Source organism: Sorangium sp. So ce302 (assembly GCF_051530145.1).
GTDB classification, from domain to species: domain Bacteria; phylum Myxococcota_A; class Polyangia; order Polyangiales; family Polyangiaceae; genus Sorangium; species Sorangium cellulosum_B.
Genome location: NZ_CP150326.1, coordinates 12676974 through 12703226 on the forward strand (window position 1 = coordinate 12676974; position 26253 = coordinate 12703226).

Consider the following 26253-nt stretch of genomic DNA (forward strand, 5'->3'; position numbering starts at 1 on the left):
ATTTCGGTCGATCGCGCGCTCGCCGTGAAGCCGCGTTCACGTCGGCATGTGGCCCGCGTGTGGCGAGGCGCGGCCCGGCCCCGATGTGCCGTGCCTCGCGGAGGTCACGCGGCGGCGGCCGCGACATCGGGGGGAGGGGGGACCGCAGGGGAGGGGGGACCGCAGGGGAGGGGGGACCGCAGGGGACCGCGAACCCTGAACCGCGCAGGAAAGCGGAGGACGGCGCGGCGCGGCGCGACGCTTTGGGGCGCACAGGGGAACCCGTGCTACCGTTCCGCCGAGTTCCGGGCGGCTACCTCCGAACGAGGAACCCCGGCAGGCTCGCGCCTGGGGGGCCAGCCGTTTGCGAGGACACGGGGACCGGTCGAGCAGATGGATGTCACCTGCGAGCGTTGCAGCACCGAGTACGAGTTCGACGACGCGCTCGTGTCGGAGCGCGGCACGACGGTCAAGTGCACGAACTGCGGCTTCCAGTTCAAGGTCCGCCGCACCGACGGCGCGCTCCCCGAGAAGTGGGTGGTGCGCACGCTCGGCGGCCGGGAGCTCGAGTTCAAGATGCTCCGGGAGCTCCAGGCGGCGATCACCCAGGGCCAGATCACCCGCGACGACGTGATCTCGCGCGGCAACGCGAGGCCGCGGCGGCTCGGGTCGATCGCGGAGCTGGAGCCGTTCTTCAAGGGGCCGGGCAGCATCGTGATGGCCGGGACCGCGCTGGGCATCGGCGGGCCCTCGCCGTTCCCTGGCCGCTCGAGGTCGCTGACGCCTCCAGGGCTCGGCGGTCCGGCGCCGGCGCAGACCGAGGGCTCGGTCGCGATCCCGCTCCCGCGGGCGGAGAGCGACGCGGACGCCGCCCCCGAGTCCATCCACGACGCAGAGACGGTCGTTCGGGACGTGCGGGAGGTCCAGTCGGGCAGGGAGCGCCCGTCGCCGCGCCGCGGGGCGCAGACCGCGGGCTACGACTCCGAGGCCAGCGCCCCCGCGCGGGCGATGACGAAGCCGGGCGCGCTGCCCGGGGTCGTGGTGCCGCCGGAAGAGGCGCCGCCGCTGCCGGACGGGCACCCCGCGCGCCGGCAGGAGCCGCGGACCCTCCGCGGCGCGGGGGTCGCCGATGCGCGCCAGGGCAGCATCAGGCCCGGGCCCGCGGACGCCGGCGGCGAGGGGCAGGGGCGCGCCGCAGGCGCCGTTCCGCTGCGGATGCCGAACAGCGTCCCACCGCCGCGCATCGAGCGCGCCGACAGCCCGGGAGAAGAAGCCCCCGTGGCGAGGCGCGGGGCGTCGCGCGCGGCGAGCGAGGACCACGCGTCGCGGCGGGCAGCGACGTCGGGGTCGCCGACCGCGCCCGCGGAGCCCGAGGGGCGTCCCTCCTATGTCGACGAGGGGGACGGCGACGCGGGGATCACGTCGCTGCCCTCGAGGAGGACGGGGATCGCGCGGTGGGTGGTCGGCCTCATCGTCGTCGGCCTCATGGTGGTGAGCGCGGCGACCCTCGGGCCGAAGTACCTCAAGCCGGCCGTCCAGGCCCGGCCTGCGGCGAGCGACGATCGCGTCTCGGCGCTGCTCGCCGAGGGCGAGAGGAGCCTGGCCGAAGGGGATCCGGAGACGGCGAGGGACAAGCTCGTCAAGGCGAGCGCGCTCGCCGAGGACGACCCGCGCGTCGCGGCGGCGCTGGCCCGGGTCGAGACGGTGAACGCGGACGTGCGGTGGCTGCGGCTGCAGCTGCTCGCCGCAGGGGACGCGGATCTGGACACGGTGCGGCACGAGCTCGACATCGCGATCGAGCGCGCCCGCAAGGCGGTCGAGCACGCGCGGCGCGTCGCGCCGGCGAACGCCGAGGTGACCCGCGCGGCGATCGATCTGCTCCGCATGCAGGGCGACCTCGCCTCCGCGCGGAAGCTCGTCGGCGCGATCTCGGCCGAGAGCGCGCAGCCGGAGAGCGCGCTGACGCTGGCCGCGCTCGATCTCGCCGAGGCTCATCCGAGCTGGGCCGCCGTCGTCGAGCGGCTCCGGACGGCGGCGAGCATCGAGCAGAGCCCCGGGCGAGCGCGGGCGCTCCTCGTCTATGCGCTCGCGAGGTCCGGCGATCCCGCGGCCGCGCGCGCCGAGAACGAGCGCCTGCTGGCGACGAGCCGGCCGCACCCGCTCGCGCGCCCGCTCCGGGCCTTCATCGACCGGCTCGAAAAGGCGCAGGGCGAGCCAGGAGGCGTCACCGAGCCGGCGTCGAGCGCGCGCGCGGAGAGCCCGCAGGCGGGCGCTCCTCCGCCGAGCCCACAGGCCGCGGCGAGCGCTCCTCCCGCGAGCCCGCCGGCCGCGCCGGGGCGCCCTCGGCGCGGGCCGGAGGCGGCGCCGGACGACGGCCGCGTGCCCGACGACTACGTCGCCCCGGGCGGCACCATCGATACGAGCGATCTGCCCGGCGTGCATCCGCCGCCGACCGCCGCGCCTGGAGCGACGGCGCCGCCGATCGACACCTCGGATCTGCCTGGAATGAAGCATGAATAAGCGCCGAGCTCGAGGAGTGCGGTGGACCGGCGTCGGCGCCCTCGCCGTGGCGGCATCGATGGCTGGGTGCACCGGGAGAGAGCGGGCGGCGGCGCTGCCGGCGCCCGCCGCGGCGGGCCTCGACGAGCCGGCGGTCATCGAGATCGATCTCTCGCGCGGGCTCCCCGAGAGCGCGTCCGCGTCGCTCTTCGGCCCGCCGAGCGGCAGGACCCACGCGCAGCTCGTGCAGTCGCTGCGAGCGCTCTCCGAGTCCGCGAGCGCGAAGGGGTTCCTCGTGCGGCTCGGGAGCGCGCGCCTCGCGTTCGCGCGGGCTCACGAGATCGGCCGGATCCTCGGCGATGTCCGCGCGGCGGGGCGACCTGTCGTGTGCCACGCGGACGAGTACAACAACGCGACCATGCTGCTGGCGTCCATCGCCTGCAGCAAGCTCTGGCTCAGCCCTGCCGGGCAGGTCGACACGGTGGGGATCGCGGCGCAGCTGGTGTTCGCGAAGGGGCTCCTCGACAAGCTCAACGTGGATGTCGACTTCCTCCAGGTGGGGAAGTTCAAGGGCGCGAGCGAGCCGTTCACGCGGGAAGGGGCGAGCCCCGAGGCACGTCGATCGCTCGAGTCCGCGCTCGGCGGGGTCCGCGCGGCGTGGCTGTCGGCCATCGTGGAGGGGCGCGGCAAGGAGGAGCTCCGGGAGGCCCTCGAGGACGGCCCGTTCGCGCCTGAAGAGGCGAAGGCGAGGGCGCTCGTAGACGAGATCGGCGATCTCGAGTCCGCGACCGAGGACGCGAAGAAGCTCGCTGGCACCGAGCGCTCCGTGCCTCGGTTCGGCGGCGCCCCGCGCGATGCGAGCTTCTCCCGGAGCCTCGTGGACGTGTTCCGCTCGGTCTCCGGGGCGAGCTCGCTGGGGACGCCGCATGTGGCGGTCGTCCCGGCGATCGGCGGCATCACCATGAGCGCCAAGGGGATGCCCATCGGCTCGTCGGACGGGATCGGCGAGCGCGAGCTCGGGCAAACGATCACGCGCCTCACCGAGGATCAGAGCGCGAAGGCGGTCGTGCTCCGGATCGACTCGCCCGGCGGCTCGGCGCTGGCCTCGGATCTGCTCTGGCAGAAGCTGATGCGGCTGCGGCAGCAGAAGCCGCTGGTCGTCTCGATCGGCGGGATGGCCGCGAGCGGCGGCTACTACCTCGCCTGCGCTGGCACCAAGATCGTCGCCGAGCGGACGAGCATCATCGGCTCGATAGGCGTCGTGGGCGGCAAGTTCGCCGTCGGGAAGGCGCTTGCGGACATCGGGATCAACGCAGAGACGGTCGCGGCCAACCCGGATCCTCAGCGGGCAGCGCGCGCCGCGTACATGTCGGCGCTCACACCCTGGGACGAGCCCACACGCGCCCGTGTGCTCGCCTCCATGGAGGCGGTTTACGATCTGTTCCTGAAGCGCATCACGGCGGGACGGAACCTCCCGTTGGAGACGATCGCGCCGTCGGCGGAGGGACGGATCTTCGGCGGGGTCGAGGCTGCAGGGCGCTCGCTCGTCGATGAGCTCGGTGGCCTGGAGCGAGCGATCGCGCTCGCGCGCGAACTGGCGGAGCTGCCGACGGACGCGCCGGTCGAGATCGAGCAGGACGACGGCGGGCTGCTGGAGCTCCTGGCGACCGGCGACGAAGCCAACGAGGGCAGCGCTCGGGCTCCCGACCGCGCAGCGCTCAGGGAGCGCGCGCGGGAGGCGATGGCTTCCGTCCTCCTGCCGGAGTGGCTCGGCGTCGCGCCGGAGGTCGGGACCTTCGCCGCCTCCATGGCGCCTCTCCTGGCCGGAGAGAGGGCGCTCACGGTGTTACCGTTCGCGGTGACGCTCCGGTAAAGCGCGAGATTGCGCCGGAAGATTGGCCTTGTACCTCGGTCGTTCTGGTAGGCTGGGCGGGTTCAGCATACCCGAAGCGGGTCGCCGAAATGAGCTCTTCACCTCCGGATCGGGCAGCATCAGCGTCGGGCGCGAGGAGGTCGCTGCATTCGCCGGAGCTGATGGATCCTGCCGGGCCCGCCTCTGCGGGGCAGCTGGTCCTCGCAGGGGCCCGGGCGATCGCGCCGGTGTCGCGCCACCGCGGCCCGCGGGCTGAAGAGGCCTACTGGCGCGCGCGGGTGGACGAGCGCCGCGCCGCCGGCGACGCGCAAGGGGAGCGCGAGGCAGCCCTCGCCCTCGCGAGGATCCTCGCCGCGCGCGGCGTCGAGCTGGACCAGGCGACGGTGCTGGCGCGCCGGGCGCTCTCGCTGGGCGACGACCCGGCGATGAGGAGCGAGCTCGCCGGCTGGCTGGCCGGGCTGGGCGAGCCAGCCCTGGCCGCCGCGGCGCTGCGCGGCCTCCGCGACGACGCGCAGCCGCCCGGCGCGACGGCGCGGATGCTGGTGAAGATCGCCGTGCTCCTCGCGCGCGCCAGCGACGTCGCGGGCGCGGTCGACGCGCTCGAAGAGGCGAGCGAGCTCGCCCCGGACGACGCGATGGCGAGCGAGCTGCTCGGCACGATCGCGGCCTGGGCGTCGGACGAGGTGTTCCCCGCGGCCGCGGCGAAGGCGTACCTGGAGGCGGCCAAGCGGCGCGAAGCCGCGCGGGAGCGGGAGGCGGCGTTCGAGGATCGCCTGCGCGCCTTCGAGATTGCGCCTCACGACGACATGGCCGCCAAGGCCATGGCGGCCGCGCTGTTCTTGCGCAGCCGGCAGGGCGCGGCCGACGAGGTGCTCCGGACGCACGCCGACGCGCTCGCGGCGCGGGCGCCTCGCGGCGAGGGCGAGGCCCCTGGCCCCTCCGCCCTGCGACGCGCGATGGAGGTGCACGGCCACCGGCTCCAGGGCGCGACGAGCGAGGGCGACTGGGCGCGCGCCGTCGGGTGCGTGCTCGACGCGGGCCTCGACGGGGCGATCGACGGCGACGCCGCCCGCGCGATCGACGAGGTGCTCGAGCAGGCGGGGCTCTACGAGCTCGTGGCCGCGCGGATCGAGCTCAGGGCGGAGCAGCGGGTCGGGGCGTCGAGGGCCGAGGCGTACGTGGCGCTCGCGCGGCTCCACGCTGGCCCGCTCGCGAGCCCCGATCGCGCCGTGGAGGCCTGGATCGAGGCCGCGGCGAGCGACTCCGGCAGCGCCGCCGCGCGCTCCGCGCTGCGCGACCACGCGGCGACGCTGCACGACATGGCGCCCCTCGTCGAGGCGCTCATCCGCATCGGCGAGGGCTCGGACGCGAGGGCGACGGAGGACGCGGCGGGGCGGATCGACGCGCTCTCGGAGCTCGCGCGCCTCGCGGAAGAGAAGATCGGCGACCCCGGCCTCGCGCGCTGGGCGCTCGAGGCGCTGAGAGACGTCGGCGGCGACCCGACGCACGCCGAGGCAGGGCTCCAGCGGATCGCCGATCGGCTCAAGGGGCAGGACGAGGCGCTCGCCGCGGCGCAGCGCGCGCTCCGCGGCGCGGACACCGCCGAGGGGCGGATCGACGCGCTCCGCCGGCTCGTCGTGATTTACCGCGGCCGCCCGAAGGAGCGCGCGGCCTACGAGGAGGCGCTCGTGGGGCTCTCGCGGGCGCTGCCGGCCGACCGCGGCTGCCTGCTGGCGCTCGATCGGCTGAGCCGGCGGACCGGGGGAGGCGCCGCGCTCGACGCCCTGCTCCGCGCGCGGCTGGCCGAGGCGACGCGGGCGTCCTCGGAGGCCGAGGGCGCGCGCTCCGCGAGGTCCGAGGCGATCCGCGCGGCCTCGCTGACGCGGGTCGAGCTGGTGCGCGTAAGGCTCCTCCTGTCGGCGATCGCCCGGCGGCAAGGCCAGGACGCCCGCGCCCTGGACGAGGTGTTGCCGCTGCTCGGCGAGGCCCCGGGGCACCGCGGCGCGGCGAGCGCCGCGCTCGTGCTGGCCACGCGGACCGGGCGCCTGCGGGAGCGCGCCGACGCGCTCGTGCAGCTCGCCGCGCCGGTCTGGCCGGCGCTGCGCGCGGTGCTGCTCTCGATCGCCGCGGCGCTCTACCACCGGACGCAGCGGGCGCGCGAGGCGGCGCCCTCGCGCGAGGTCGCGCTGCTCGCCTGCGAGGCCGATCCGTCGTCCGCGCGCGCCGTGGCCACGCTCGCCTCCATCCTCACGGCAGATCTCGCCGCCGCCGCGGAGGCCGGCGAGGCGCCTCCGTTCGAGGTCGACCGGGCGGTGGCGGCCGCGATCGAGCGCTCCATCACCACGGTGTTCCCGCGCGGCGCGCTCTGCGACGGCCTCGCGAGGGCGCTGGAGGCGCTGGGCGAGCTGCCGCTCGCGCTCGCGTGGACCCAGCGCTGGCTCGCGCTGCGGCCAGGGTGCCCCCAGGCGACCGCGGAGCTCATCCGCCGCGCCGCGGCCGCCGGCGACGCGGCCCGCCTCTCGGACGCGCTCGCGTGGATCCTGGCGCAGCCCAAGCCGCTCGGCGAGATGGCGGCGGCGCTGGCGAGCGCGCTGCACGCCCTCTACGACCTCGATCCCGAGCGCGGCACGGCGCTCGCGAGGCGCTCGCTCGACGTCTTCGGCCCGCAGAACCCGCTCTTGCGCGAGCGGCTGCTGGAGCTCGCGCGCCGGGCGGGCGACCCTCACCTCGCGGTGACCGTGCTCGAGCGGTGGCTGGCCGTCGAGATCACTGCAGCGCACGCCCCCGAGCTGATGTTCATGCTCACCGATTGCCGGCTCGACGGCGGCGATCCGGACGGGGCAGCGCAGGAGCTCGCGCGCGCAGCCGCGGTGCAGGCGGATCCTCACGAGATCCTCGCGCGGGTCCAGCGCCTCGAGTCGTCGCTGCTCGACGCGAAGGGGCTCAGCTCCGACGGCGCCATCGCGCTGGCCGAGGCGAAGGCCCGGGCGTTCACCGCGCAGGGCGCCGGCGCGGCGGCGGAGGCCGCGGCCGCGTGGCGTGAGCTCGGCAGCCTGCGCTGGGACCTGGCGGAGGATCACCGGGGCGCCGAGGAGGCGTTCTTCCGCGCGAGCGAGCTCGCGCCGAGCGGCGGCACCGAGCGTTACGCGCGGGACATGTGCGAGTTCGCGGGCGTCGAGGCGGCGATCGAGGCGATCGTCGCGCGCGCCGCGGAGGCGCGGAGCGAGAGGGGAGCGCAGCCCGCCGCGGACGAGAACAGGTGGTCGGGCGACGTCGGGCCCGAGCGGCGCAGGCGCGCCAACCTGCTGATCGAGGCCGCCAACCTGGCGCACGAGCACGGCCTGCCCGAGCGCGCGCTCTCCGCGGCGGCGAGCGCGATCGAGCTCGATCCCCTCCGCGCGGACGCCGTCGCGCTGGTCGAGAAATCGGCGGACGCCGACGGCGGCGTCGTCGTCCTCGACAAGACCTACCGGCTGCTCGCCGACGCGGCCCTGGGCTGCTACGGCCGCCGCGCCGCCCATTACCGCGCGGCGCGGCAGCTGGAGAGGCGCGGCGCGTTCGAGCTCGCGCTCGCGCACGCCGTGGCCAGCTTCGAGGCGGTCCCGACCGAGGGCACCTCGTACGTGCTGCTCGCTCGGCTCGCCGAGCACGTCGGCGAGCCGTCGGACGCCGTGCGCGCGCTCGAGCGGGTGGCGACGACGGCCGATCCGGCGTCGCGCAACGCGTGGTTGAAGCGCGCCGCGGCCCTCACCGGCCGCACGGAGGAGGGCCTCCGGCTGCGCCTCGACATCCTGCTCCGCGCGTTGGTCGTACGCCCGGATGCGGCGCTCGTCGAGGACGTCGGCGCGGCCATCCGCGATCTCATCGCGTGCACGGGGCAGCCGGAGGTCGAGGCCATCCGCTTCGACCGCGCGGTCAAGGCGAGCATCGCGAAGCTCGACGGCCCCGAGGGGGCCCGCGCGGGGCTCGCGATGGCGCGCATCGCCGTCGCCGTCCTCGACTCGCCCGCGCTCGCGCTCGCCGCGATCGAGCGCGCGATGCTCGCCGACGGCGACGTCGACGAGTTCCAGACGCTCCTCGACATCGTGGGCGAGCTCGCGCGGCAGACCGAGCCGGCGTCGCACCTCGTCGCGGCGGTGTACGCCGCAGCGATGAGGCCGCACTCGAGCGTCGGTCCGGGCCTGCTCAGGTGGGCGAGCAAGCTCGCTGGCGCCCTGAACGTGCCGCCGGTCGCCGCGGCGCTGCTCGTGGAGGCCGCCCGGCGCGCGCCGGAGGACGACGCGCTCGCGTACGAGGCGGAGGGGGCCGTCGAGGCCAGCGGGGACGAGGCGCTGAAGCGCTCGCTGGACGACGCCTTGCCGGTCGCGCGGCGACTCGAGGCGCTGCTGCACCTCGCCGACAAACACGAGCGCGAGGGCCAGCGCGCCGAGGCCACCGTCGCCCTGGAGCGGGCGCTCGCCGGCGGGCAGCTCGTGGGCGAGACGCGCAACGAGGTCGTCACCCGGCTGCGCCGGCTGTACGCGGCCGAACGTCGCAGCGCCGATCTCGAGACGCTCGTCCAGTCCGAGCTCGCGCGCATCGATCTGCCGGATGCCGTCCGCCTCGGGTTGACGCGCGAGCACGCCGGCATCCTCGCCGCCGGCGGCGATCTCCATGGCGCGGTGGAGCTCCTCATGGAGGCCGCCCAGAGGACGCCCTTCGACAAGGCGCACATCGACGAGCTCATCCGGCTCGCGCGGAGCACCGACGATCGCCAGCGGCTCTTCGACGTGCTCACGCGCCTCCAGGGCATCCTGAGCGGCGACGAGGAGCGGCTGGTCGTGCTCCGTGAGCTCGCGCCGCTGGCCCAGGAGCTCGGCGATCGCGGCGCTGCGGTGGCGCTCTACGAGGCGATCGCCCGGCTGGATCTCACCGACATGCACGCCGTCGAGGTCGTCGAGCAGGACGCGAGCGACCGCGGCGATCACGCCGCGGTCGCCGCCCTCCTCGCGCGCCGCATCGAGGCGGCCCCGCTGCCGGACACGCGGCGCGCGCTGCGGCTCCGGCGCGCCGCCCTGCTCGAGCAGCGCCTCGGCCTCCTCGACGAGGCGTGCGCCGAGCTGGAGGCCCTGCTCGCGGCGTCACCGGACGACGTGAGCGCGCTGAGGTTCCTCGCGGACATCCACGAGCGGCTCGGGACGCCGCTCCGCGCCGCCCCGCTCTGGTGCAGGCTGGGCGATCTCGCGACGACCACCGACGAGCGGGCCGAGTACAGCCTCCGCGCGTGCAGCAGCTACCTCGGCGGCGGGGACGTCGAGTCCGCGAAGGACACGCTGGAGAGCGTCGCTCGCATCGCGCCGCGCGAGGCCGTGATCGAGCTCCGCGTCGAGATCGCCCGCCGGGAGGGGGACGGCCACGCGCTCGCCGCGGCGCTCGATCAGCTCGCCAGCGCGTCGCGCGACGCCCCCGACCGGCGCGCGCAGCTGCTGGTCGAGGCGGCGCGCGCCACCTCGATGCTCGGGGACGACGCGACGGCGCTCGAGCGCGCTCGCCGCGCCGTGAAGCTCGCCCCGGAGTCGCCCGACGCCGTCCTCGAGGCGCGCCGCATCGAGTATCGGCTGCGCGGGACCGGGACGCCGCGCGACGCGCAGGCCGCGGTGGAGGAGCTCGGCCGCATCGCGCCGCGTCTGCGCCCGGCGCACGTCGACCTGCACGCGTTCCTGCTCGCCGAGACGCTCGACGTCATCCAGGGCCACGGCGCCGGTATGCGGGAGCTGACCCGGCGCCACGCCGAGGTCGGCCCGAGCACGCTGGTCGCGCTCGGCATGGCGGAGCGCCTGGCCCTGAAGCGGAACTTCTCTGCCGCCCTCCCGCTGTTCGATCGTGCGCTCGGCGGCGATCTCCAGGGGATGCGCGCGCGCGGCCGGGTCGCGCTCGCCGCCGCCGAGACCGCTCAGAACGCCGGCGATCTCGAGGCGGCCGCGCGCCTGCTCGAGGAGGCCGCGGCGGAGCCGGAGACGCGCACGCTGGCGCTGCGCCGCCAGCTGGAGCTCACGGCTGCGCGAGGTGAGCCCGAGGCCGCCCGGAAGGCGCTCGAAGAGCTCGCCGCGCAGAGCTCGGGGATCGATCGCGCGCGCGCGCTGATGCAGCTCGCGCGCCTGCACGTGTCGAGCGACCCGGATCGCGCAGCGAAGATCCTCTCGCAGGCCACGGTGCTCGCGGGCTCGGATCGCTCGCTGGGGCTGAAGATCGCCGAGCTGAACGCCGAGCTGGCCAGCGAGCGGGCGACCCTGCCTCCCGAGGACGTGCCCCAGGCTGCGACGCTCCGGACAGCCGCGGCGGAGCCGGTCCAGGCGGCGCCAGAGGCGTCGCCCAGCGCTGCGTCGGCGGCGAACGGCGCCGGACCCGCGAGCAGCCGTACGCCGTCGAGCGGGGTCGGGCCGGCGAGCAGCCGCGCTCCGTCGGGCGGGGTCGGACCGGCGAGCAGCCGCGCGCCGTCGGGCGGGGTCGGACCGGCGAGCAGCCGCGCGCCGTCGAGCGGGGTCGGGCCGGCGAGCAGCCGCGCGCCGTCGAGCGGGGTCGGGCCGGCGAGCAGCCGCGCGCCGTCGAGCGGGGTCGGGCCGGCGAGCAGCCGCGCGCCGTCGAGCGGCGGCGCGCCGGCCTCGAGCAACCCGCACCTCGATCTCGTCGAGCTCAACGATCCGCTCGACGAGGGGTTGATCGCCGACGACTCGTCGCAATCCACCTCTCCCGCGGTGTCGGACGACGATCTGCTCGACGGGACGGCGAGCACCGCCGCCTCGCCGGTGCCGTCACCGAGCGCCGTGTCAGGTGCCGCGGAGAGCAACGCCGCGCGCGGCGGCGCCGCGTCGGGCCGCTCCAGCGCCGGCGCGCCGCAGCCCGGGCCTCCGGTCTCCGCCCCGGCGTCGATCCAGCCGCCCTCCTCCGCGACGCGGCTCGTGGCCGCGTGGTCGCCGTCCGCGGCCGAGAGCTTCGAGGAGGCAGCGCTCTTCCGCGAGCTCGCCGCGGGCTCGTACGACGCTGGCGAGCGGCTCATCAAGAGCTTCGCTCCGCGCGACGATCGCTCCCGGGAGGCGCTGGCGGTCCGACGGATGCAGGCCCACCTGCGCCTCGGCGATCGGGGCACCCTGGAGCGCCTCCAGGCGGCCGCGATCACCGACAAGAACATGACCTACGCCCGCGCCATCGAGCACGTGCTGCGCGCCTTCGACGGTGACGAGCCGTCCGATCGGCCCGGCGAGGGCGTCGTCACGCCGCCGCCCCTCGCCGCGCAGCGCGACGCGCCGGAGCTCGTGAGCGCGCTGCTCTTCCGCGATCTGGAATCGCCGGTCAACGAGGCGCTCGCGATCGTCTGGGAGACGGGCCTCTACCGCCGCGACGCAGGCCAGTCCGGGCTCGTCCCCTCCGAGCGGATCCAGCCGACATCGCCCACCCTCCTCGGGGAGATCTACGGCGTCATGGCCGCTCACCTCGGCCTCTTGCGCACCGCGCTCTTCCACCAGCGCGCGCCCTTGCCTGCTCCGTCGCCGCCGGAGGGGCAGGTCGTCCGGGTCAACCCGCCGGCCGTGCTGCTGCGGGGCGAGGTCCGCGAGGACACCCCCGAGCTGCGTTACCTGCTCGGCGCTCAGCTCGCTGGCGCCATGCCCGACCATGTCCTGGTGAACACCAGCTCGGAGGATGAGCTCCGCACGCTGCTCTCCGCCATCGTCGCCGCGTTCGGGCCCCTGGAGGCCACCGCGCACAGCGCCCGCGGCAATCCGGCCGTGGTGCGGCTCGAGCAGAACCTCTGGCAGCTCATCCCCCCGCGCGCAGAGCGTCGCCTCCGCGAGATCTGCGACAGCGCCGACAAGATCACCTACGAGGGGGCCGTCAAGACGACCCGCACCGCGATGCGCCGCGCTGGCCTCTTCGCCGCGGGCAACGTCGCCACGGCCGTGCGCGCGACCCTCAAGGAGCGCGGCCTGGAGCTGGCGGTCCCGCTCTCCGACCCCGAAGGGCTCGCCGCGGCCTGCGCGGCGGTCCCCGAGATCGCCGATCTCGTACGCCTCGCGACGCGGATGGAGTACGCCGAAGCGCGATGGCAGCCTGGTACGGTGCCTTCACTCCGGCGGGTCGACACGGGAAGCTCGCGCTTCCGTGCAGGCACATAGGCGCCGCGGCACCCGCTGCGCGGACGTCGGTGGCGTCATGTTCCTCGCAGACCTCGCGCCCCCGCAGCGCCGACCGGAGCCCGTTCGTATCCCGTCTCACCCGAGCTTTCCCGTGTGCATGTCCGCGCTTCGCCTTTTTGCGATGAGTGCGGGGTGGCCGCATCGGCGCATCCGTCTCGACGCGACAGCGCTGTCACAGCGCCGCCGCTGGTTGCGCGGCGCCCTGTCGAGCGGATGCACGCCACACGCTGCCCGGAACGCCGTCTGTCGGTTGGCACGAACATCGCCTTCTCGTTCGGGTGTGATTTTCCCCTGCGCCTGCTCGGGTGCGGACCCGTTCGGGCTCCGCGTGTCGCTCTCCTCAGCTCGGCGGCCACGGGGCGCCGGCGTCTCCGCGGAGCCGCGGCGCTCTCCCGCCGCACCGCCACGGGGGCGGTTTCTGCTCCGCGCTGCGCGCGCTGCGTCCTTGGCGAGGAGGGCGTCGTGAGCGCGCGACACGTCGTGTGCGCCGCGCTGCTCGCCTGCCTACCGACCTCGGTGGCCTGCGGCATTCCCCTCGAAATGGCGGACTCCGCCCCCTTGAACGCCTGCGACAGGTCGGTCGAGTGCGGCCCGGGGGCGACCTGCGCCGATGTCAGCGGGCAACGCGCGTGCGTCTCGACGAGCGCGAACCTCGACGGGCTCATCCTCGAGATCCGGCCGCGCGCCTCGCCCGAGCTGGGCGCGGAGGTCTCCCATCTCCTCGCCATCGATGCAGCGAGCGGCTTCCCTCCTCAGGACCCTGGCGGGCAGGTGCATTCCGTCGATCTCACGATCCCCATGCCCGCGAGCGTGAAGGCCACGGTGCGCCTCGGCGGCTCCTATTGCGAGAACCGCACCGGCGGGCTGCCTCCCCTGACCGGCGGGCAGTTCCCCGTGAAGGTCGAGTTCCGGCGCATCGCGCCGATCCTGGGCCTGCCCACCCAGAGCTACTCGACGCTCTCGGAGCCGGACGGCATCGACGGCCAGAGATTCCAGCTCTCGATCCCCGCAGGCGACTACCACATCTCGTTGATGCCGCAGGCGCGCGCCGACTGCCTCGACGACATCCCCCCGCCGATCTTCCTGCCGAACCAGGTGGTCCCCGAGCAGTGGACGCTCGGCATCAACGCCGAGGCGCCCGCCGTGCTCCAGGGCAGCTTGCAGGTGCCTGAGGGCGTGCGCGTCGACGGGTGGAAGCTCGATCTCGTCGACCCGGTGACAGGCAGCGTCCTCTCCCAGGTAGGCCTCCTCGAACAGGCCGAGCCCGACCCGCCGGCGACCGCGACGCAGGTCGGGTTCAGCGTGAAGTTCTACTGGACCGACAAGGACAGGAGCCCGCTCATCCGGCTGCGTCCGAAGGACGGCGTGCCGAGGCCCACGGTCTACTGGGAGCTCGCTGCGCTCGCGCTCCAGGGCTCCACGGGGAACCTGGACCTGTCGCTCCTCCAGCTCGACGCGGCGGCGCGCCGCGTGGAAGGTCAGACGCTCGACGTGAACGGCAACCCGGTGCTCTCCGCCGTCCGTATCCAGAGCGCCATCATCGACAGGGCGCCCACCGCCGCCTACAAGCTGGACACCGAGACCGACGCGAACGGCCTCTTCCGTGCCGATCTCCCGCCAGGCGAGTACGTCCTCTTCGCGCAGCCGATCAACGACACCACCAAGGCGGCCGTCAAGCAGCCGCTCAAGTTCGCCGCCGGCGACGACTGCTACTGCGGTCAGTCGGTCGTCATCCCCGAGGCCGGGACGCTGCGCGGCCGCGTCCAGGGGCCCATGGGCGAGTTGATGGACGGCGCCAGCGTGTTCGCGGTCCCTGCCCGCGGCCAGGTCACGCCCTACATCGGCCAGGTGCTGACGCCCGGGCCGCTGCTGCCCCGGCAGGCGTCCGGGGTCCTCCGTGAGGGCGCGTTCTCGATCGGCATCGACCCAGGGGAGTTCGACTTCTCGGTCCGCCCGACGCCCGGCTCCGCCTTCCCGTGGCTCGTCAGGCCGCGCCTAACGGTCTCTGCGATGGACGCCGCGGTCACCGACCTCGAGCTCGCCATCTCGTTCCCGGCCGTGCTCCAGGGCGTCGTCCGCGACGCGTCGGGCGCCCGGCTCGGCGACGCCACGGTCGTGGCCTGGCTGCCGGTCCAGGGCGCGACAGCGCCGGAGACGAGGGGCATCCAGATCGGCGAGACCCGGTCGGCGGCCGATGGCTCCTATGTACTGCCGCTCCCCCCATCGATGTCCCGGTGAAGTCGGAGCGAAAAAGGGCGGTACCAGCTCAGCGCGGAGCGAGATAGGCTAACGCCCGTGGCGCAGCCGACGCGCGGTGGGACATCGGAGCCTTCAACCGAGGATGGCCTGACCCTCGCGCCTCCTCTGCGCGGCGACCTGGGCCAGCGCGCCGACGAGGAGCGCGCGACCGGGACCTCGCTTCCGTCTGCGCAGGAGCTCGCGATCGCGCTGCACGAGGTCTCCAACGCGCTCACGGTCATCGTGGGGTGCATCGAGCGCGCGCAGGGCGAGCAAGGCCCCGAGCTGGGCCGCGCGCTCGGCGTCGCCGCGTCCCGCGCCCGCGACGCTCGCCGCCTGATCCGGCGGGCCATCGGCGCCGAGGGGCGTCCGGCCGGCGACGGCGAGGTCGCGTCGAGGCCGCTGGGGGAGCCGGCGCGCCTGATCGCCGACGTCATCGACGACGCCGTGATGGGGCTCGAGCCCGAGGCGCGCCGCTCGGCGATCGCGCTCCGCGCGGTGATCGAGCCCGCGGTCGCGCGCACCGGCGTGAGCAACGGCGCTGCGGTCGTGCAGATCTTGACGAACCTCCTGCTCAACGCCGTGGCGCTGTCGCCCCGCGGCTCGTCCGTCCGTGTCGATGCCAGGCTGGAGGGCGCCGCGGTCGTCATCGGCGTCGCGGACCAGGGGCCCGGCGTCCCGCTGTCGCGCCGAGCGACGCTGCTGAGCTCCGGCGTCTCGACGCGGCCTGGCGGAGCGGGCATCGGTCTCCGCCACTCCGCAGCGCTGGCGAGCGCTGCCGGCGGCGCGCTCGCGCTCGTGCCTTCGGAGGAAGGCGCTCGCTTCGAGCTGCGCTGGCCCGCCGAGGACACGCCGCCCGCCGACGCCCCGCCCGGCGAAGCAGGAGCCGAGGAAAAGCCGCCTGTGCCGCGGAACATGACGTCGCCGCCGCAGCACGGGACGATCCTTGATGGCGTCAGGATCCTGGTGGTCGAGGACGACGACGCGGTGGTGGATCTGCTCGACACGGCGCTCACCGCGCGCGGCGCGAGCATCGTCAGCGTGCAGAGCGCGGTCGAGCTCCCGGGGGCCCTCGCCTCCGGGCCGTTCCAGGCTGCGCTGCTCGACATCTCGCCCATCCAGCAGGACATCCTCGGCACCGTCTCCGCCGTGCGCAGGGCCAACCCGGACGTGCGGCTCGTGGTCATGTCCGGCAGCGCCGGCGCCGATCCTCTCCCTGCGAACGCCGGCGTCTCCTGGGTGCGCAAGCCGTTCGAGATCCGCGAGATCGTCGAGGCGCTCGTCCGCTGAAGAGCCCGCGGGCGAGGTGCGCGCAGCGCTCCGCGCGGTGCGGGCGTGCTCCTCGGGTGCGCGCTCCGGTCGCGCGCGCAGCCGTGGCAACCGGCGATCGGTCGAGGCCGCGAGGCCGCCGCGCCGGGCTGATCAGCGCGGGCGCTGCGCCGTGTGACGACGTTGTGAGGATTAGCTTGACTTCCCCGGCCAGCTGGGTAGGTTCCGTCCCGCAACCGCACTCGCGAAGGTGGCGGAATTGGCAGACGCACTAGCTTGAGGTGCTAGCGGGTAACACCGTGGGGGTTCAAGTCCCCCCCTTCGCACTCCCTGTCTCTCTCTCGACGCCTCGTTCTCCACTCCTTGTGCACACATGGCTGAGCGCATTGCCTCGGCTTGTGTGCGGTACCGGTGACGCTGCCCTTGTGTCTTGACGGGGCCGCCCGGTTTCGGAGCGCGCGTCTGAGTCTCGACGGCTTGCCCTGGCACCGCTGAGCGCTCGTCTGCGCCCAGCTGGACGCAGGGTGATGCATGCGGGCAGCACATGCCGCGTGGGGAGTGGCGCTCCGGGGGGCGTGCGACAGACCGCCTGTTCGGGGCGAATGTCACACGAGCTCGCGCCGGGGATGCACACGAGCTCGCGCCGGGGATGCACAGGAGAGCGCGCCTGGGAGCCCTCAGGGCTCCTCCGAGCGGTTGGCCGACGTGTTGTTTCGGCGGCTGCCCCCGAGGCTTCTCGCTGGCTGTCGGGTCCTGGTGATCCTCGCAGACTCGCTCGAGACGGACGATGGTGCATGTCCCTATCGCACTGGCGTTGACGCCAATCGATCCATCGGTTGTGCGCGCGGGGTGTCCGCGGCAGGGGCGCTTTGAACGCGGACCCATGCTGTTCGTGGAGGGTCCACTCAGCATGTTCCAGCGTGGAGTCCAGGGGGCCACGATGGCCGTGTCGTGCGCATTCCTGCTCAATCCTCCGTTCGGGCGCGCGTCGACGGCGTGCACAGGCTTGCATCGGTCGCCGAGCGGCCTGGTCGGGCTCGATCGAACGCCTTCCTTGACGCCCGTCTGGTCCTCCCCCACGCTCGCATCGGATGTTCCGCCTCCGGCGACCCCATCGTGACCGCAGCGCGATCCTTCGCTGGATCCGCGCCGCGCTCCCGGTGCTGCTCGTCGTCGGTCTCATGGCGCAGGGCCACACCCTCCAGGCGCTCGGCATGACGATCGCTTGCGAGCACCCGATGCTCGAGGCGTCGTCGGCCCATCACGAGGAGGACGCGGCGCCGGACAGCTCCCACGAGGACTGTCCGCCCAGCTGCAGCGACTGCGCTTGTGGTCGTATCCCCATGACGCTGTCCGTCGGCGCCGCGGTGCCCTACATCCTCCTGGAGGCGTACGAGATCGCCGCGTCGACGCTGCCGGAAATGCCAGGGCGCAGCCTCCCTCACCGCCTCGAACGGCCACCCCGACACCCGCGCGCCTGAGGCGCCCTCGTCAGGTGTCGCACCCGCGAGCACGGCAGCAGCGCACAGGCGTTTGAGCGCCCCTGCGCCCCGCCGCCGTGAGCTCGGCCCTCTCACGCGATCCTGACCGGGCACAACCGCGGTTCTTCGCGCGAGCGCTCCACGCGCTCGAGGGCTGTCCGTCCATGTTCCGTCCCCCCGTGCGTCGTCTGTTCGTCGCTACCTCGCTCGCCCTGCACCTCCTGTCGATCGCGCCTCCGGCGGCCCTCGCCGCAGAGCCGCCCCTCACCCGCGCCCGCGTCGCCGACCTCGCCCGCGCAGCCCCGAGCGCGCGCGTGGCCACGGCGGAGGCCGGCGTCGCCCGCGCCGCGACCTCGGCCGCTGGCGCGATCTCCCTCGAGAACCCCGTGCTGACCGGCATGGGCGGCGTTCGGCTCAACCCCGACGGGAGCAAGCCAGTGGCCGTTTCGGCGTCCCTCGCGTGGCCGATCGAGCTCGGCGGCCAGCGAGGCGAGCGCATCGCAGCCGCGAAGGCCGAGCAGCGCGCCGCCGAGATCGGCGCCGAGGACGGCCGGCGCCGCGTCCTGCTCGCCGCCCTGCTCCAGCACGCCCTCGTGCTCCGGGGCGAGCGGCAGGTGCAGCTCGCCCGCGCCCGCGTCGCGCTCGCAGAGCGGCTCCACGCCGCCGCGGAGCGCCAGCGCAAGGCAGGCGAGGTGCCGGAGGTCGATGTCGCCCTGGCGTCGCTCCAGAAGGGGCGCGACCAGGCGGCCGCGAAGGCGGCGGAAGGCACACGCGACGCCGACGAGGCGGCGCTCCTCGGCCTGCTCGGCCTCCCCTTGCGAGCAGCGCAGCAGCTGCCCCCGGTGGAGGGGCCCCTCGTGCCGCCTGACGATCCGCCGCCGCTCGCGTCGATCCTCGGCGACCTGGGACGGCGCCCCGATGTCGGGGCCGCCGAGGCTTCGGTCGACGCCGCGCGGGCCAGGGCGGAGCGCGAGCGGGCGGCCGGGTGGCCCACCGTCAACGTCGTCGCCCAGGTCGAGCGCGACGACGGCGCGAACATCGGCATGCTCGGCCTCGCGATCCCGCTGCCGATCCTCAACGCCAACCGCGCCGGCGCCGCGACCGCCGCCGCGGAGATCGAGGTCGCCCAGGCCCGCGCCGAGGCCGCGCGGACCGGCGCCGCGGGCCACATCACCCAGCTCTACGCGCGTTACAAGGCGACGAAAGAGGCCCTCCACGCGCTGACACCGACGGCCACCCTCATGGAACAGGCGGCCGCGATCTCGGCGCGAGGGTACGAGCTCGGCGAGAAAGATCTCGCGAGCGTCCTCCTGGTGCGGCGTGAGGTCATCGACGCCGAGGCGGCGCTGCTGGAGGCCGAGCACGCCCACGCGGCGGCCAAGATCGAGCTCCTGGTCGCCGCGGGGAGGGCGCCCCGATGAGCGCTCCTCCGCGGAAGATAGAGCTTTCCCCGAAGGTGATCGCCGCCGCGGCCCTGGCGCTCGTCGTCGCGGCCGTCGCCATCACGGTGCGCGTCGAGCATGGACGCCACGGGCACGACCGCGAGGCCGGCCACGAGGAGCACGACGGGCATCAGCACGGCGAGGAGGAGGGAGCGCACGGCGATGGCCACGACCGCGATCACGACCACGCGGAGAAGCACGCGCCGGACGAGCCCGGGGGAGCGCACGCCCACGGCGACAGGCTCAAGCTGTCGCCCGCGATGATCCAGAACGCCGGGCTGGAGATGCTCACCGCCGGACCGGGCAACGTCGCGGTGACGGTCACCCTCCCCGGCGAGGTCGCGCTCAACGCGGAGGCCATCGCGCACGTCACGCCCCGCGTGCCGGGGACGGCGCGAGAGGTGAAGAAGCAGCTGGGCGACACGGTCACGCGAGGAGAGGTGCTCGCCGTGCTCGATAGCCGCGAGCTCGCCGAGCTCCAGCGCGAGCTCCTGGCGGCCAAGGAGCGCCTCTCCCTCGCCGAGGCGAGCTTCACGCGCCACGAGGCGCTCTGGAAGGAGCGCATCTCGGCCGAGAAGGAGTACCTCGCGGCCAGGCAGGCCGTCGCCGAGGCGCGGATCGAGCACCGCAGCGCCGCCCAGAAGCTCAACGCCGCCGCGGGCTCGGGCGCGGGCAAGGGCAGCGGTTACGCGCTGGTCGCCCCCATCGACGGCACCATCATCGAGAAGCACATCGCCATCGGCGAGGTGCTCAAGGAAGACACCCAGGTCTTCGTGATCGCCGACCTGTCCACCATCTGGGTCAACGTCACCGTCTACGCCAAGGACCTCAGCCGCGCGCGGATCGGCCAGACGGCCTGGGTCAAGGCCGAGGGGATCGAGCAGAGCGCGCAGGGCACGCTGGCGTACCTCGGGCAGGTCGTCGATGAGCAGAGCCGCTCCGCCGTGGCCCGCGTCGTCCTCCAGAGCCCGGGCGCTGCGTGGCGCCCCGGGCTCTTCGCGACCGCCGACATCGCCGTCGAGGAGGCGGCCGCGCCCGTGGTCGTCTCCGAGGAGGCCATCCAGCGGGTCGAGGGCAAGGACGTCGTCTTCGTCGAGGAAGGCGACGCCTTCGAGGCCCGCCCCGTGAAGATCGGGCGCCGTGGCACGAGCGGGGTGGGGTTCGGGGCGCAGGGCGTCGATAGGCGACCCGGAGCCCCGAACGCCGAACCGGAGGGCGCAGGCGGGCGGCCCGCGGCCCCCGCCGTCGAACCGCCGCGCGGCGCGCCGGTCGTCGAGATCGAGGCCGGCGTCGCGGCCGGCGAGCGCTACGTCGGCAAGAACAGCTTCATCCTCAAGGCGGAGCTCGGCAAATCCGAGGCCGGACACCAGCACTGAGGAGCGCGAGGACCCCATGCTCACCTTGCTCTCGCGGCTCCTGTCCGTCTCGATCCGCCATCGCTTCCTCGTCGTCGCCATCACCCTCGCGGTCGGCGCGCTCGGGGCCTACAACTTCACCCGCCTGCCGATCGACGCGGTCCCGGACATCACCAACGTCCAGGTGCAGATCAACACGTCGGTCAAGGCGCTCTCCCCCGTGGAGGTCGAGCGCCAGATCACCTTCCCCATCGAGTGGGCCATGGGCGGGATCCCGGGCGTCCAGCAGGTGCGCTCGCTGTCCCGCTACGGGCTCTCCCAGGTGACGGTGATCTTCGAGGACGGCACCGACATCTACTGGGCGAGGCAGCTCGTGGCCGAGCGCCTGGGCGCCGCGAAGGAGAGCCTGCCGCCAGGGCTCGGCGAGCCGCAGCTGGGCCCCATCGCGACCGGCCTCGGCGAGATCTACATGTGGACCCTCGAGGCCGCGCCGGACGCCAGGCGGCCCGACGGCAAGCCGTACGACCTCACCGACCTACGCACGATCCAGGACTGGATCGTGCGGCCGCAGGTCCGGACCGTGCCTGGGGTGACGGAGGTCAACTCGATCGGCGGCCACGAGCGGCTGTACCAGGTCTCGCCGGATCCGGCGAAGCTCGTCGGCTACGGGCTCTCGTTCCGCGACGTGCTCGAGGCCCTCGCGGGCAACAACGCCAACGCGGGCGGAGGATACATCGAGCACAAGGGCGAGCAGTACCTCGTCCGCGCCACGGGCCTCGTGCAGAGCGAGGACGACATCCGGGGCATCGTCGTCGGCAACCACCGCGAGGCGCCGATCCGGATCGAGGACGTCGCCGAGGTCAGCATCGGCCAGGAGCTCCGCACGGGGGCGGCCACCGAGGACGGAGAAGAAGCGGTCATCGGCACGGCCATCATGCTCGTCGGCGAGAACGGCCGCGCCGTCTCCAGGCGGGTGGACGACCAGATCAAGGCGGTCAACAAGTCGCTGCCCGCGGGCGTGACGGTCAAGACCGTCTACGACCGCACGTACCTCGTCGACGCCACCCTGAGCACCGTCAGGAACAGCCTTCTCGAAGGGGCGGCGCTGGTCGTCGTGGTGCTCTTCCTCCTGCTCGGCAACCTCCGGGCCGCGCTCATCGCCGCGCTCGCGATCCCGTTCTCGATGCTGATCGCCGTCACCGGCATGGTCGAGAGCAAGATCAGCGGCAACCTGATGAGCCTCGGCGCCATCGACTTCGGGCTCATCGTCGACGGCTCGGTGATCATCGTCGAGAACTGCGTGCGGCGCTTCGCCGAGGAGCAGCGCCGGCTCGGGCGCGTGCTCACCCGGGAAGAGCGGCTCGACCTCGCCTACGAGGCGTCCCAGGAGGTCCGTCAGGCGACGATCTTCGGTGAGCTCATCATCGCGATCGTCTACCTGCCCATCCTCACGCTGACCGGCATCGAGGGGAAGATGTTCCGGCCGATGGCGCAGACCGTCGTCCTGGCGCTCGCGGGGGCGACGATCCTGTCGATGACGTTCATCCCGGCGCTCGTGGCGCTGCTCCTCAAGGGCAACGTGTCGGAGAAGGAGAACCTCCTCTTTCACCACGCGAAGCGCGCCTACGGGAGGGCGCTCGCCTGGGCGCTGTCCCACAGGCCGATCGTGGTCGCGATCGCGGGCGTCGTCCTCGCCGCCTCCGGCCTGGTCGCCGCGGGGCTCGGCAGCGAGTTCGCCCCCAAGCTGAGCGAGGGGGCGCTCGCGCTCCAGCCGGCGCGCATCCCGTCGATCAGCCTCACGACGAGCGTGGCCATGCAGGCGCAGCTCGAGCGCCTCCTCAGGGAGCGGTTCCCGGACGAGATCGAGCACGTCTTCGCGAGGACCGGGACGGCCGAGGTCGCGACCGATCCGATGGGCCCGAACGTCTCCGACACCTACCTGATGCTGCGGCCGCGGAGCGCGTGGAAGAAGGCGAAGACGCAGGAGGAGCTCGCCGAGGCCATCGAGGCGGTGATCCACGAGCTGCCGGGGCAGAACTACGAGTTCAGCCAGCCGATCGAGCTCCGGTTCAATGAGCTCATCAGCGGCGTGCGGAGCGACGTCGCGGTCAAGGTCTTCGGCGACGACCTCGACGTGATGCTCAAGGAGGCCAGCAGGATCGGCGCGCTCCTCGGGGCGACGCCGGGCGCCGCCGACGTCAAGGTGGAGCAGGTCACGGGCCTGCCGGTGCTGACCATCGACGTGGATCGGCGCATGGTGGCCCGCTACGGGCTCAACGTCGCCGACGTGCAGGCGGTCGTCGAGGCAGCGATCGGGGGCGTGAGCGCCGGTGAGGTCTTCGAGGGGGACAAGCGCTTCGATCTGGTGCTCCGGCTGCCCGACTCCATCCGCCGCGACATCGGGGCCCTCGAGCGGCTCCCGATCCCGCTCCGGAGCAAGGGGGGCCACGCGACCGGGCCGAGCGGCCCCACCATCGCCGCCGCGGCCGGCGCGCTCGAGCGGGCGGCGTTCGTGCCGCTCGGCGCGGTGGCGAAGATCGGCGTGGAAGAGGGCCCGAACCAGGTCAGCCGGGAGAGCGGCAAGCGCCGCGTCGTCGTCCAGTGCAACGTGCGCGGGCGCGACCTCGGCGGCTTCGTCGCCGACGCCGAGGCGCGGATCGACGCCGAGATCAAGCTCCCGCCGGGCTACTGGATGTCCTGGGGCGGCCAGTTCGAGAACATGCTCGCCGCCCAGCGGCGCCTCGCCGTGGTGGTCCCTGGGGCGCTCGGGCTGATCTTCGGCCTGCTCTTCCTCTCCGTCGGGACGCTCAGGAACGCCGCGCTGATCTTCACCGGCGTCCCGCTCGCGCTCACCGGCGGCGTCCTCGCGCTCTGGGGCCGCGGGCTCCCGCTCTCGATCTCGGCGGCCGTGGGCTTCATCGCGCTCTCGGGCGTCGCCGTGCTGAACGGGCTCGTGATGGTGACGTTCATCGAGAACCTGCGGCAGCGCGGCGAGGCGCTCGACGACGCCGTGCTCCACGGCTCGATCGCGCGGCTCCGCCCCGTGCTCATGACGGCGCTCGTCGCGGCGCTCGGCTTCGTCCCGATGGCGCTCGCCACCGGCACCGGCTCCGAGGTGCAGCGCCCGCTCGCGACGGTCGTCATCGGCGGGATCCTCTCGTCCACGACGCTCACGCTCGTCGTCCTGCCGGTCCTCTACCGGCTGACCCATCGACAGGAAAGCTCGACATGAACCGACCCTGGCTCGCCCTCGTTCTCTACGGGATCTACCTTGCGCTCGCGTTCGGATGGCGCTCGCTCAGGCAGCTCCGCGCGACGGGATCGGCGGGCTTCCGTGGCATCTCGGGGCCACCCGGGTCGCTGCCGTGGCTCGGCGGCGTGCTCTTCGTGATCGCGCTCGTCCTGGGAGCGCTGGCCCCCGTCGCGGAGCTCGCGGCCTGGATCGGGCCCCTCGCCGATCCCGGCTCGCCCCTCGTCGGCCTCGGCGCGGCCATGACGATCTCGGGGACGCTCGGTACGCTCTGGTCCCAGGGCGCGATGGGCGCGTCCTGGCGCGTCGGCGTCCGCGAGGCGGAGCGCACGGGACTCGTCACCGGAGGCCCGTTCGCGGTGGTGCGGAACCCCGTCTTCAGCTTCATGATGCTGGCCGCGCTCGGGCTGCTGCTGATCCTCCCGAACGCGGCCGCGCTCGCCTCGCTCGTCGCGCTGATCATCGCGATCGAGCTGCAGGTCCGCCTCGTCGAGGAGCCGTACCTCTTGCGCACCCACGGCGGCGCGTACGCGGCCTACTGCGCGAAGGTCGGCCGCTTCCTGCCCGGGATCGGCCGAGGGAGCGCGCCGCCGTCGCCCTGACGCCCCTCAGCTCGCCAGGGGCAGCGAGAAGTGGATCGTCGTCCCCTGGCCCGGGGCGCTCTCGACCGCCATGGTCCCGTGGTGCGCCTCGACGATGCCGCGCGCGATGTAGAGGCCCAGCCCCGCCCCGGTGCGCGACTCCTGCGCGGCCTTCCAGTAGCGATCGAAGAGGTGCGGCTGGTGCTCGGGAGGGATGCCCGGGCCCGTATCGGCCACCGAGAAGCGCGCGCTGTCAGCGACCCGGCAGAGCGACACGCTCACGACGCCGCCCCTCGGCGTGAACTTCAGCGCGTTGCCGAGCAGGTTCGAGAAGACCTGGAGCACGCGATCCCGGTCGGCGAGGACCTCCAGGCCCGCGTCGAGCGGCCCCTGCGTCACCCGGCAGCCCTTCGCCTCCGCGAGCGACGCGGCGGCGTCGAGCGCCTCGCGGACGAGCGTCCCGCCCCGCTCCACCCTCGGCGACACAACGAGCCGCCCCGCCTCGATGCGCGACGCGTCGAGCAGATCCTCGATGAGCCGCGTCATGCTCTGGATGCCGCGGTCCATGCGGTCGACGAGCTGGACGGCGTCGTCGTCGTCGCCGTCCTTCCGCTGGAGCAGATCGCTCCGCAGCAGCGACGCCGTGATCGCGATCGTGTTGAGCGGGTTCCGGAGATCGTGCGACACGATCGCCAGGAGGTCGTCCCGGGCGCGCGTCGCGGCCTGCGCCTCGTTGTAGAGCCGCGCGTTCTCCAGGGCGACGGACGCCGACTGCGCGAGCTGGGTCAGCAGCACCTCGTCGCTCTCCACGAAGGGGCCGTCGCGCCGATCGAGCAGCTGGATGCTCCCGATGCACTGGCCGTCCCGGCCGCGCAGCGGCGCCGCGAGGAGCGAGCGCGGGTGGAGCTCGGCCGGCGCGCGCGAGAGCACGTCGGCGCACGTCGGATCGCTCGCGATCTCGTCGCCCGTCAGCCGGACGCCGGTGCTCCTCCGCTCGATCAGGCCGAGCGCGACCTCGCGGATGCCGTCGCGGTCCTCCCGCGCGGCGTACTCCTCGGACAGCGAGATGCCCGTCAGAGGCCGCTGCTCCACGCCCCGCGCCGAAAGCCGCGAGGCCGCGACGCCCGCGTCGAGCAGCGCGCGCGCCTCGTCGGTGGTGCGCTGGATCAGCTCGTTCAGCGAGAGCGACCGGTGGATGCGCAGCGTCGCCTCGGTGAGCTGCGCGAGCTGGTTCGCGTGGCGGGCGAGCGCCCTGCGCGCCTCCTCCTCGCGGCGCTCCGCCTCGCTCAGCCGCAGGACGTGGCGCAGGCTCTGCACCAGCCGCTCGGGCGTCAGCAGGTTCTTCGGCACGTAGTCCGCCGCGCCCCGCTTCATCAGATCGACCGCGAGCGACTCGTCACCCTGCCCGGTCAGCATGATGAACGGCGCCGTGAGCTTCGCCTTGCGCGCCGCCTCGATCACCGCGAGCCCGTCGCCCCCGGGGAGGTAATAGTCGAGCAGCACGCAGTCGACCTGCTGCTCGTACAGCACCGCGAGCGCCGAATCGACGGAATCGGCCTCCCTGATCTCGGCGTCGACGCGGCCGCTCCGCAGCGCACGCAAGATCGCGATCCGATCGACCGTGTCGTCGTCGACGACGAGGAGGCGAACCGACCTCGGGGTCAAGGCATCTCCACGAGCGTCCAGTACCGGTTCAGCGCCGTCATGAGCTCGACGAAGCTCATGAACGTCACCGGCTTGAGCAGGTAGCCCGCGACGTTCAGATCGTACGCGTCCACCTTGTCCCGATCGTCGTTCGAGGTCGTCAGCACGACGACGGGCGTCGCTCGCAGCGAGACGTCGGCCCGGAGCTCGCGGAGGAACTCGATGCCGTTCATCCTGGGCATGTTCAGGTCGAGCAGGACGAGGCGCCGATCCCTGGGCACCTGGTTGCCGCGCAGCAGATCGAGCCCCTCCACGCCGTCGCCCGCCACCCAGAGCGGGTTCGTGATCTTGCCCCTCTCGAACGCCCTCCGGACGTTCATCACGTCGACGGTGTCGTCCTCGACCAGGATAATATTCAGGAATTTACCGTCCATCCTCGTCCTCGTGGAGGGGCAAAGCGGAGGCTCGTTG

The 26253-nt window shown here is 73.9% G+C and carries 12 protein-coding genes and 1 tRNA gene; 11 read left to right on the plus strand and 2 right to left on the minus strand.

What is annotated here, in order from left to right; translation table 11 throughout:
* Positions 1-372 precede the first annotated feature (372 nt).
* The 11 genes from WME73_RS47950 to WME73_RS48000 all read left to right on the plus strand — a co-directional run bounded on the left by WME73_RS47950 (position 373) and on the right by WME73_RS48000 (position 24159).
* On the plus strand, positions 373-2499 hold the full coding sequence (locus tag WME73_RS47950) for a zinc-ribbon domain-containing protein (RefSeq protein ID WP_437913954.1): 2127 nt from the start codon (positions 373-375) through the stop codon (positions 2497-2499).
* Positions 2492-4351, plus strand: coding sequence for a S49 family peptidase (locus WME73_RS47955; RefSeq protein WP_437913955.1), 1860 nt, complete (start codon positions 2492-2494; stop codon positions 4349-4351). Before WME73_RS47950 ends, WME73_RS47955 begins: the two co-directional genes overlap by 8 nt.
* 161 nt (positions 4352-4512) lie before the next feature.
* Entirely contained in the window at positions 4513-12501 is a 7989-nt protein-coding gene (locus tag WME73_RS47960; protein WP_437913956.1) for a hypothetical protein, read from the plus strand.
* 483 nt (positions 12502-12984) lie between these two features.
* Positions 12985-14760 (plus strand): carboxypeptidase-like regulatory domain-containing protein, encoded by a 1776-nt coding sequence (locus WME73_RS47965; RefSeq protein WP_437742983.1) that lies wholly within the window; start codon positions 12985-12987, stop codon positions 14758-14760.
* Between the two features lie 57 nt (positions 14761-14817).
* The gene (locus WME73_RS47970) at positions 14818-16050 is read left to right on the plus strand and encodes an ATP-binding protein (protein ID WP_437913957.1); all 1233 of its coding nucleotides are present in this window, start codon (positions 14818-14820) and stop codon (positions 16048-16050) included.
* 223 nt (positions 16051-16273) lie between these two features.
* A tRNA-Leu gene (locus WME73_RS47975) sits at positions 16274-16355 on the plus strand.
* A gap of 765 nt (positions 16356-17120) precedes the next feature.
* Entirely contained in the window at positions 17121-17510 is a 390-nt protein-coding gene (locus WME73_RS47980) for a hypothetical protein (RefSeq protein ID WP_437913958.1), read from the plus strand.
* Positions 17511-17674: 164 nt separating this feature from the next.
* Entirely contained in the window at positions 17675-18931 is a 1257-nt protein-coding gene (locus WME73_RS47985) for a TolC family protein (protein WP_437913959.1), read from the plus strand.
* Positions 18928-20328, plus strand: coding sequence for an efflux RND transporter periplasmic adaptor subunit (locus WME73_RS47990; protein ID WP_437913960.1), 1401 nt, complete (start codon positions 18928-18930; stop codon positions 20326-20328). Before WME73_RS47985 ends, WME73_RS47990 begins: the two co-directional genes overlap by 4 nt.
* Before the next feature lie 16 nt (positions 20329-20344).
* A complete protein-coding gene (locus tag WME73_RS47995) occupies positions 20345-23539 on the plus strand; it encodes an efflux RND transporter permease subunit (protein WP_437913961.1) in 3195 nt (1064 codons plus the stop codon).
* Positions 23536-24159, plus strand: a complete 624-nt coding sequence (locus WME73_RS48000) for a methyltransferase (RefSeq protein ID WP_437913962.1) — start codon at positions 23536-23538, stop codon at positions 24157-24159. Before WME73_RS47995 ends, WME73_RS48000 begins: the two co-directional genes overlap by 4 nt.
* Before the next feature lie 6 nt (positions 24160-24165).
* On the opposite strand, the gene WME73_RS48005 is transcribed toward WME73_RS48000, so the two are convergent.
* Positions 24166-25803 (minus strand): ATP-binding protein, encoded by a 1638-nt coding sequence (locus WME73_RS48005; RefSeq protein ID WP_437742990.1) that lies wholly within the window; start codon positions 25801-25803, stop codon positions 24166-24168.
* Positions 25800-26216 (minus strand): response regulator, encoded by a 417-nt coding sequence (locus WME73_RS48010; protein WP_437296506.1) that lies wholly within the window; start codon positions 26214-26216, stop codon positions 25800-25802. Before WME73_RS48010 ends, WME73_RS48005 begins: the two co-directional genes overlap by 4 nt.
* Positions 26217-26253: the final 37 nt, after the last annotated feature.